Raw genomic sequence first — 10,024 nt, 5'->3', positions numbered from 1 at the left:
ACGGCAATGGGGGTTCGACCATATCATGACCAAGAGGGGCCTTGAGAGTGCCTCGGCGGATTTTGGCCTGATTGCGCTGGCATACAACCTCAAACGAATGCTAAAGCTGGGGATAACGCTTGCAGGGTGGCCTGTTTTGCTGCTTTTATGGCTTCAAGGGGCGCTTTCCCTTCACAAACATGCCCTGAAAACGGTTTCTGGGGACAAAGGCCGATCTTTCAACTTTTACTCCATTTACTTGCCGAAAATGGAATTAAAAACTATTTTCAACAATTGAAGGGCGGTTTTGAGACAGACTGGCGTTATAAGCAAACACTCAAAGCAGTAAAATCTTCTGAAAATTCAAAGGCTGTCGTAAAAATTTAAAAGAAGTATTTTTAATAAATTATATAAGGTTGACGGGTAATTTTGTTAAATTATTCTGTCGTGGCAATATATTGAACGTTTTTCAGTTTTTGAGGATAACAAACCTCGCGAACAGTTGTATCCCCGTACAAATTGTTTGCATTAAACTCAATATCCCCAATGATTACAAAGCGTAACCTGCTTGCCTTATTTGTATTTGCCAGTTTTTCAACCGTTTCTTTTTCGCAATCAAAATCACACAAAACAGATGTCAATAAAGATATTGACGTAGTTCGTGTGTATGAGCAAGTTGTAGAGGAAGGCTACGGAACCCCCTTCATCTATAAAAAACTGGCCACTGCTTATTATTTCAAAAGTGAATATGATAAAGCCGTTTCTTGGTTTCAAAAACTATTTTCCGAAGAGAAAAATACAGATCCGGAATTGGCCACACAGTACAATCAGGCCTTAAAGGCAGTTGCTGCGGCCAATACTTTAAATTCTGAAAATAATATCTTTTAATAAAATCACACTTCGTGATATCGGAAGCAGCTCTCAATATGGTCATTCACCATTCCGGTGGCCTGCATATGAGCGTAAACCACGGTGCTGCCCACAAATTTAAAACCACGCTTTTTTAAATCTTTGCTCAAAGCATCGCTTTCGGAACTTGTGGCTGGTGCATCTTTGTGTGTCTGCCAAATATTTTTAATGGGTTCGTGGTTTACAAAACTCCAAATATATTCTGTAAAACTTCCAAATTCCTTTTGGATTTCCATAAAAGCCTTTGCGTTGGTAACCGCTGAATGCACTTTTAGTTTATTGCGAATTATCCCTTCATTTTGAAGTAGCAAATCTATTTTGGATTGGTCGTATTTGGCAATTTTTTTATAGTCGAAATCGTCAAACGCTTTTCTAAAATTTTCGCGTTTCCGAAGAATGGTAATCCAGCTCAACCCTGCCTGAAAGGTTTCCAAAAGTAAAAATTCAAACATCGTTTTATCATCCTTCACCGGCACGCCCCATTCCTCATCGTGATATTTTACATAGAGTGGATCGGTTCCGCACCATCCGCAGCGCACTTTTTCTGAATTCATATTTCATATTTTACAAATATTCCTACCCCAGTCCGCCCCGGTGAAAGCCAACCCCTGCACCCCTTTAAGGGTTGGGGGTTAAACTGTCAACTGCAACTGCCAACTGAAAAGTTTTTTCATTGTTGCCCAGGAAAATTAAAGGTAATGGTACCCAACTGTTTCGCCTTGGATGCATCCGTACTGAAACGGGCCTGCTCGGAATATTCCAGCGCAGCATCAATCAAACACTCGTTTGAAGTTGTAGAAGCGGTTTTGTTATATGAATTTTTCACAACTTTTCCCAGATTGTTCACCTCCACGTTTATTACCACTTTTCCCGAGCCATAGCAGGTATAGACGGGATTGGGCAGGTCAATATCTTTTCGGTTTACCAATTGGTAACTTATTGTTGTATTTCTGTTGCCTCCTTTTACAACCGCTTCGGCGTCTTTTGCGCTATTGCTATTGGATAATTTCTTCTTTTTTTCTTTTTCGGTTTTTGTTGTTACTGCAGCTCCGTTCCCGTTATCGCTTTTTGAATTTTCCAAAGCCTCGTTCATTTCTTGAAGTTTGCCCTCGGTGGTTTCGGTTATTTCTTCGTCTTCATTTTCAACCGAGGAAATAAATTTTTCGGCTTCGTTATAGGCGCGATTGGTTTCAATCTTTACTTTTTCAGGGGTGAGTTCTGCAATGGCGAGGTCTTCGGGCAGCAATTCCTCGGGCGCCATCACTACATCATAGGTTTCCTCGGTGCTTTCCTCGCGTTCTTTGGAAAGTTTCACGCTGAATAGGAATAGCACCAAACTGCCCGTGAGCAGGGAAGTGATAAGGAACGCTCTGTATGAATAATTAAAATTCATTATTGCAAGTACCGAAATTTTGTGCAAAATTCCACAAAACTGCTGAAAATTAAGACGGTATTAAAGATATTTTAACTTGGAAGCGAGGCCTCAAAAGTTTCAATGCCGACAGCATTTTCTACAGAAAATTCGCCTATTCTGGTTCTTCGTAATGCAGAAAGATGTGCGCCATTGTTTAAAACCTTTCCAAAATCATTCGCCAAAGAGCGGATGTAGGTGCCTTTACTGCATACCACACGAAAGTCTATTGTGGGAAGTTCGGTATTTGTTATTTCAAATTCTGAAATAGTGACGGTTCTGAATGGAATTTCCACTTCTTCGCCACTCCGGGCAAATTCATAAAGCCGCTTTCCTTCTTTTTTTAAAGCCGAAAATACGGGCGGTTGCTGCTGTATTTCACCCAAAAACTGCTTTGTGGCTTCCTTTATTTTTTCTGAAGTGATTTCTGAAATATCAAAAGTTTGATCAATCTCCGTTTCCAAATCGTAGCTGGGCGTAGTGGCGCCAAGTATAAAAGTACCCGTGTATTCCTTTTCCTGTGCTTGGAACGTGTCAATTTTTTTGGTGAATTTTCCTGTGCAAATAATTAAAAGCCCCGTGGCCAAAGGATCGAGCGTGCCGGCGTGGCCCACTTTAATTTTTTTTATTCCGAAGGATTTCCGGATGAGCCAACGCACTTTGTTTACCGCTTGGAAGGAAGTCCATTCCAAGGGTTTGTCTATTAAAATTACTTGGCCTTCTTTGTAATCCTCTGCAGTCATTACACGTAAAAACTTGAAATGATGGCAATAAGGCCAATGAGTACACAATAGATTGAAAAGTAGCGCAGCTTGCTTTTTTTAACGAGTGAAATCATCCAAGTGCAAGCAATAAGTCCAGAGATAAAGGCAGCCAAAAAACCTACGCCCATAACGCCCAAATGTGTGTTGTGGGTTGAAATTTCGCCACTTAAAAGGTCTTTTGCTATTTTTCCGAAGATTAAGGGAACGACCATTAAGAATGAAAACCGGGCGGCTTTGGTTTTATCATTTCCCAAAAGAACAGAAGTAGAAATTGTGGCGCCACTTCGGGAAATTCCGGGTAACATGGCCACAGCCTGCGCTACGCCTATAATAATCGAATCCTTGATGGTTACTGGCTTTCCAGTGTTTTTGGAACGATCTGCCAACCACAAAAGGACAGCGGTAATTATGAGCATAGCCCCTACGAAAGCAATGCTTCCGCCGAAAAATGATTCCAATTCCTCTTCAAAAAGCAAACCGATTATAACGGCCGGCAGCATGGAAAGAACGATTTTGAAAGCAAATTGCATTTCTTCATTCCATTGAAATTTCAGAATGCCTCCAAAAATCTGAATAATATCTTTTCTAAAAACCACGAGCGTACTGAGCGCCGTAGCAAAGTGGAGAATTACCGTAAAAAGCAAACTTTCCTCGGGCACGGAAGTATCTCCCAAAATTGCTTTTCCTATTTCGAGATGGCCGCTGGAGGAAACGGGCAGAAATTCCGTAAAACCTTGTATAATACCAAGAATAATGGCGTCTATATAATCCACTAATTTTCTTCTTTGCTATCGGGTTTCAACAAAATGGCATATACTTCAATCGCAAAGCCCAAAAGCACCATTGCGGGAGCCAAGCGTATTCTTCTCCAATTGTAAATTTCAGGATTGAAAACGTTGGGGTCGTCGCTTCCACCGCCGGTCATAAGTATAAAACCTAAGGCAATAAAAGCCACGCCAATAAGCATAAATTTGTAGTTTCTTTTATCAAAAACAAACTGCGGCTCGTAATTTTCTTTTCGTTTTTTCTCTCCCATTGTTTAAAAAGTTTCAGTTTTCAAGTTCAAAGTTACAGGTTTCACTGATTTGTAAAGAAACTATCAATAATACAAATCATCGGTTCGCAGGTTCAAAAAGCGTTGCGTAGCTATAAATGTACTTATCCAAGTTATCAAAACGCCCATTAAAAATATAAATATAAACAAAACCGCCAAGAGCAGCGGATCGCCCAATAATTGCAACTGTGGAAAACTTTCATTGAGGTAGTAAAGCACTACGCCCATTCCAATCATTGCTACAATGGCGCCAACTATTCCAAGGCGAACGCTTTTCCAAACGAAAGGTTTGCGAATAAACTTTTTTGTCGCGCCAACCATTTGCATTGTTTTAATTGTAAATCGTTTTGCGTAAATACTCAAGCGAATGCTACTGTTTATAAGTAACACCGCGATAAAAGTAAAAATTCCACTGACTACCAAAACCCAAAAACTGATGCGTTTCACGTTTTCGGTAAGCTGCGCAATCAAAGGTTTGTCGTAAATAACATCGTCCACAAAATCCTTGCTTTTCAGCTCGTTTGTTATTTCCTCCATTTTTGCCGGCGTAACGTAGTCTGCCAAAATGTAAACGTCAATGCTATTTTGAAGTGGATTTTCGCCCAGATATTCAATGAAATTTTCGCCCAAAGTTTCTTGGTGCTCCTTCGCGGCATCTTCCTTTGAAACGAAAGTGGCAGACTTTGTATATTCAGCCAGCGCCAAACTTTGCTTCAATTGGGTGATTTCAACTTCCTTCGCCGTGTCTTTCAAAAAAACGGTGATCGCAATTTGTTCCTTAAAATAATCGGCAACTTTTTTTGAATTCAAAACCAACAAGCCCAACAATCCCAGTAGAAAAAGCACCAGCGAAATACTGATGACCACTGAAAAATAGGAAGAAATCAATCTGCGTTTTTGATATTTTTCAAAAGAAGAACTCATAGGGTTTGCTGAATTTTGGCGTAAAAATACAAGTAATTTTGCATCTTGTGTTAAACAACGCCGAAAGTTTCCAATTTGTTATAATAAGATTATTTTTGGGGTGCCCTAAATTTTGGTATTATCATAAAAAATTTGCTAAAATCCCTAAAAATTTCCCGACCGGGACTCTGGTTTCCAACAATTTGGATTTATTTGGTTCCATTCCAACTAGCTTCAAACTTTTGGGAAAAACCACTTTTTTGGGTGGGACTCTTCTTTGTAACTTTTCCCTTAAATTTTCTGGTTTATGGATTGAATGACTTTACCGATGGAAAAGCAGATTCCTTAAACCCAAGAAAGGGGAACTACCTTTTCGGCGCTAAATTGAGTAAAGAAGAATTAAAAAACGTACCATGGCAAATCTGTTTCGTGATGGTTCCTTTTTTGGCATATTTTTCATACATCGGAGGGGGCGAACTTTTCATTCTTTTATTGTTTATGATTGTTATTAATATCATTTACAACTACAAACCCTTTCGACTAAAAGAACGCCCGCCGTTTGAGATTTTAATACAGGTTGGATATGTTTTCACGGCACTTTTCAGTATTCAGTTGAACAATTTGGAAATGCTTCCATGGCAAACAATGCTTTACCTTACACTCTTTGCTTTTCAAGCCCATATTGCTGGGGAAATTATGGATATTGAACCCGATAAGTTAGTCGGAAAGAAAACCACCGCAGTTTTAATAGGAAGAAAAAAAGCGAAACTTTTAATGCTTTTTCTATTATTATTTGAAGCGTATATCTTGAAATTCTGGTTTGATGATTGGGTGCTGTCGGGCTTTTTGGCGGTTTTTTCGCTTTGGCTGATTTTGGATATTTTCGTTTTCTTCAAAGACAGACCCTATTCGGTAACACAAATGAAAATCTTTGGAATTGCCATTAACGTTTCCGCAATTCTTTCCATGATTTGGGTGCTGTATTCCGGAAATCTGTTACATCCAAATTTTTAAAATATAGGGTTTTACTTCTTCCAATAAACCTTAAATTTGCGGCTCTTTCCACCAATGGAAATAACTTTCAAAAGAAATACAAGAAGATGGGCAAATATCACTTCAACGAGATAGAAGCAAAGTGGCAAAAACATTGGGCCGAAAAACAGACATTTAAGGCCGAGAACAAAAGCGACAAACCGAAATACTATGTTTTGGATATGTTTCCCTATCCGTCCGGCGCGGGCTTGCACGTTGGGCATCCGCTCGGGTACATTGCCAGTGATATTTATGCGCGCTACAAACGCCACCAAGGATATAATGTGTTGCATCCGCAAGGCTATGATTCTTTCGGACTTCCGGCCGAGCAATATGCCATCCAAACAGGGCAGCATCCCGCAAAAACTACTGAAGAAAATATTGCCCGTTACCGCGAACAGCTTGATAAAATAGGGTTTTCCTTCGATTGGAGCCGCGAGGTGCGTACTTCAAACCCAGAATATTACAAATGGACGCAGTGGATTTTCATACAGCTTTTTGAAAGTTGGTATGATAAAGATGCAGACAAAGCCCGATCCATTGAAGAACTGCGCGCTATTTTTTCTTCGGAAGGAAATGTACACGTAAATGCGGTCTGCGATGAGGGGACGGCACATTTCACCGCTTCGGAATGGCTGGATTTTTCTGAAACGAAAAAGCAGGAAATTCTTCTAAAATATAGATTGACATATTTAGCCGAAACTGAAGTAAACTGGTGCCCGCAACTGGGAACCGTTTTGGCGAATGATGAAATAGTAAACGGCGTTTCCGAACGCGGCGGCTATCCGGTGGTGCGAAAAAAGATGAAACAATGGAGTATGCGCATCACGGCCTATGCCCAGCGTTTGCTCGACAGACTCGATAAAATAGATTGGCCGCAACCTTTGAAGGATTCACAGACCAATTGGATTGGAAGAAGCAAAGGAGCGAGCGTAAAGTTTAGAGTTATAAGTTATGAGTTAGGAGTTGGCGAAACCTCATCCCACATCCCTCATCGCTCATCCCTCGAAATTGAAGTTTTCACAACCCGCCCCGACACCATCTTCGGAGTCAGTTTTATGGTTTTGGCGCCGGAGCACGATTTGGTTTCAAAAATCACCACTGCCGAACAGAAAGAAGCAGTTGGAAAGTATGTGGAAGCTACCGCAAAACGCAGTGAGCGCGAACGAATGGCCGATGTAAAATCCATTACCGGTGTGTTCACGGGCGCGTATGCTGAGCATCCATTTACAAAGAAACCCATCCCAATTTGGATTGGCGATTACGTTTTGGCGGGTTACGGCACGGGCGCGGTAATGAGCGTTCCCTGTGGCGACCAGCGCGATTATGATTTTGCGAAACATTTCAATCTGCCCATTCCGAATATTTTTAAGGATGCTGATATTTCTGAGGAAGCCTATTCCGATAAGGAAAATACGATTATTGCCAACAGTGATTTTCTCAACGGCTTAAACTATGCCGAAGCCACTGATAAAATAATCGCTGCCTTGGAGGAAAAAGGGATTGGCAAAGGCAAGATAAATTACCGTTTGCGCGATGCCGTTTTTAGCCGCCAGCGCTATTGGGGCGAGCCGTTCCCGATTTATTACAAAGATGGAATGCCGCAAATTATCCCTACGGAATGTTTGCCGTTGCGCCTCCCCGAGGTTGAAAAATACCTACCAACCGAAGAAGGCGAACCGCCGTTGGGCCGTGCCGATGTTTGGGCGTGGAATACCGAAACCAATGAAGTTGTAAGCAACGATTTGATTGACCACAAAACCGTTTTTCCATTGGAATTGAACACCATGCCGGGTTGGGCGGGAAGCAGTTGGTACTTTTTCCGATATATGGAAGATGCAAAACGCGACGAGGTTTTTGCCTCAAAGGAAGCGTTAAACTATTGGAAAAATGTGGATCTGTACATTGGGGGTAGCGAACACGCTACCGGCCATTTGTTGTACAGCCGTTTTTGGGTGAAATTTATGCACGACCGCGGTTTGGTACCCGTGGACGAACCTTTTAAGAAGCTGATAAATCAAGGGATGATTTTGGGGGAGAGTGCTTTTGTGAATAGAATTACGGCAGGTTATAATAAAGGCGATACTTATTATGTATTTCAAAGCTCAGTTCCGATTCTTATATCTGATTCTTTTATTGATAAAAGTTTAAAACATATTCATAACATTGATAAAGATTCTAATTCGAAAACATACAATATCATATTACAGAAATTTATTGAATTAAATCCTGATTTTAAAAACCAAGAAATTGAATTTAGTTATACTCCATTTCACGTTGATTTAGCTTTGATAAATGAGACAAAAAATGAATTAGACATTGAAACTTTCAAAAATTGGCGAGAAGAATATAAAAACGCAGAATTTATTACTGAAGAAGATGGGAGTTTCAAAGTTTCCCGCGAAGTAGAAAAAATGTCCAAAAGCAAATACAATGTGGTAAACCCCGATGATATTTGCGAGCAATACGGCGCCGACACTTTGAGAATGTACGAGATGTTCCTCGGCCCTCTGGAACAGGCAAAACCGTGGAACACCGCAGGAATTACGGGCGTACACGGGTTTCTTAAAAAACTTTGGAAATTGTATCATTCGGGTGAAAACGAAAGTTTTTATGTTTCTGAAGAAGCCGCTTCAAAAGACAGTTTGAAAACACTTCACAAAACCATTAAAAAAGTACAGGAAGATATTGAGAACTTTAGTTTCAATACTTCGGTTTCCTCTTTTATGATTGCGGTGAACGAGCTTTCGGCACAAAAATGTAATTCACACGAGGTTTTGGAGCCGTTGGCCATTCTTATTTCGCCCTATGCACCGCACATTGCGGAAGAGCTTTGGGAGAAATTGGGCCATTCGGAAAGTATTTCCACAGCGTCTTTCCCAAAATTTGAAGAGAAATATTTGGTGGAAAGCACTAAGGAATACCCAATCTCCTTTAACGGAAAAATGCGTTTTACGTTGGAATTGCCATTGGATATTTCAAAAGAAGAAATAGAATCTGCCGTAATGGCACATGAAAAGACAGCCCAGTATTTAGAGGGGCGCACGCCAAAAAAGGTAATTATCGTGCCCGGAAAAATCGTAAATATCGTGGGTTAAAAATTTGCACACTATTTGCTATATTGTAAAAAAATCTCTGTGACCTCTGTGTCTCTGTGGTTATTAAAATTTTTACCACAAAGACAAAGAACACAGAGAAAAACTATAAACAACAAACTTTAAACAATAAAACCTATGTTTGGATACTATATAATTGCAGGATTAATCTTTTTGGTGAGTTGGTACGTAAGCCACAAATTAAAGAGCAAGTTTAAGGAATACAGCAAAATCCACCTTCAAAATGGAATGAGCGGAAAGGAAATTGCCGAAAAAATGCTGGCCGACAACGGAATTACCGATGTGCAGGTTATTTCGGTTCCGGGTCAATTGACGGACCATTATGATCCTTCAAAGAAAACGGTGAATTTGAGCGAGCCAGTTTATATGCAGCGAAATGCTGCTGCGGCAGCGGTTGCGGCCCACGAATGTGGACACGCGGTGCAACACGCCACAGCTTACAGTTGGTTGAAATTGCGTTCCACTATCGTTCCCGCGGTAAGTGTTTCGAGCAAGCTTTCCAATTTTGTGATTATGGCTGGTCTTATTTTGTTTGCCACAGGTTCGGCAATTGGCAGCTGGGTTTTCGGGATCGGTATTTTACTTTTTGCGGTAACCACGGCTTTTGCCTTCATCACCCTGCCGGTGGAATTTGACGCCAGTAAGCGTGCGCTAGTCTGGTTGGAAACCAATAATATGGTAACCCCACAGGAACACGAAGGCGCAAAGGATGCGTTGAAATGGGCAGCCAGAACTTATGTGGTTGCGGCAATTGGTTCCTTGGCAACACTGCTATATTTTATTTCTATCTTCTTGGGAAGTCGCGATTAAAAAAAAATTAATGCAAAAACAAACCCGCCTATTTTTATGGGCGGGT

The 10,024-nt window shown here is 40.8% G+C and carries 10 protein-coding genes and 1 pseudogene; 5 read left to right on the top strand and 6 right to left on the bottom strand.

Annotated elements, in window-relative coordinates:
• Together LS48_RS08850 and LS48_RS08845 are read left to right on the top strand one after the other, a co-directional pair.
• A pseudogene (locus tag LS48_RS08850) lies at positions 1 to 277 on the top strand (hypothetical protein); the annotation flags it as partial.
• A gap of 248 nt (positions 278 to 525) precedes the next feature.
• Positions 526 to 867, top strand: a complete 342-nt coding sequence (locus LS48_RS08845; protein WP_062622083.1) for a hypothetical protein — start codon at positions 526 to 528, stop codon at positions 865 to 867.
• Between the two features lie 5 nt (positions 868 to 872).
• Here the strand turns inward: LS48_RS08845 and LS48_RS08840 are convergent, their stop codons facing one another.
• The 6 genes from LS48_RS08840 to LS48_RS08815 all read right to left on the bottom strand — a co-directional run bounded on the left by LS48_RS08840 (position 873) and on the right by LS48_RS08815 (position 5,041).
• The gene (locus LS48_RS08840) at positions 873 to 1,442 is read right to left on the bottom strand and encodes a DNA-3-methyladenine glycosylase I (RefSeq protein WP_062622081.1); all 570 of its coding nucleotides are present in this window, start codon (positions 1,440 to 1,442) and stop codon (positions 873 to 875) included.
• 116 nt (positions 1,443 to 1,558) lie between these two features.
• Positions 1,559 to 2,281, bottom strand: a complete 723-nt coding sequence (locus LS48_RS08835) for a hypothetical protein (protein ID WP_062622079.1) — start codon at positions 2,279 to 2,281, stop codon at positions 1,559 to 1,561.
• A gap of 71 nt (positions 2,282 to 2,352) precedes the next feature.
• On the bottom strand, positions 2,353 to 3,042 hold the full coding sequence (gene truB / locus LS48_RS08830) for a tRNA pseudouridine(55) synthase TruB (protein ID WP_062622076.1): 690 nt from the start codon (positions 3,040 to 3,042) through the stop codon (positions 2,353 to 2,355).
• Positions 3,042 to 3,836, bottom strand: a complete 795-nt coding sequence (locus LS48_RS08825; protein ID WP_062622075.1) for an undecaprenyl-diphosphate phosphatase — start codon at positions 3,834 to 3,836, stop codon at positions 3,042 to 3,044. Before LS48_RS08825 ends, truB begins: the two co-directional genes overlap by 1 nt.
• Entirely contained in the window at positions 3,836 to 4,099 is a 264-nt protein-coding gene (locus LS48_RS08820; RefSeq protein ID WP_062622073.1) for a DUF3098 domain-containing protein, read from the bottom strand. The genes LS48_RS08825 and LS48_RS08820 overlap by 1 nt, the downstream gene beginning before the upstream one ends.
• 63 nt (positions 4,100 to 4,162) lie before the next feature.
• Entirely contained in the window at positions 4,163 to 5,041 is an 879-nt protein-coding gene (locus LS48_RS08815; protein ID WP_062622072.1) for a cell division protein FtsX, read from the bottom strand.
• Positions 5,042 to 5,173: 132 nt separating this feature from the next.
• On the opposite strand from LS48_RS08815, the gene LS48_RS08805 reads away from it, so the two are divergent.
• From LS48_RS08805 to LS48_RS08795, 3 genes are all read left to right on the top strand, one after another.
• Positions 5,174 to 6,034, top strand: coding sequence for a UbiA family prenyltransferase (locus LS48_RS08805; protein WP_076692436.1), 861 nt, complete (start codon positions 5,174 to 5,176; stop codon positions 6,032 to 6,034).
• 86 nt (positions 6,035 to 6,120) lie between these two features.
• Positions 6,121 to 9,150 (top strand): leucine--tRNA ligase, encoded by a 3,030-nt coding sequence (locus tag LS48_RS08800; RefSeq protein WP_062622138.1) that lies wholly within the window; start codon positions 6,121 to 6,123, stop codon positions 9,148 to 9,150.
• A gap of 135 nt (positions 9,151 to 9,285) precedes the next feature.
• Positions 9,286 to 9,978 (top strand): zinc metallopeptidase, encoded by a 693-nt coding sequence (locus LS48_RS08795; RefSeq protein ID WP_045081334.1) that lies wholly within the window; start codon positions 9,286 to 9,288, stop codon positions 9,976 to 9,978.
• The last annotated feature ends 46 nt before the right edge of the window (positions 9,979 to 10,024 follow it).

The organism is Aequorivita aquimaris (assembly GCF_001573155.1).
Classification (GTDB): domain Bacteria; phylum Bacteroidota; class Bacteroidia; order Flavobacteriales; family Flavobacteriaceae; genus Aequorivita; species Aequorivita aquimaris.
Note: the sequence above shows the minus strand (reverse complement) of the source record. Positions and strands in the feature narration are given on the sequence as shown.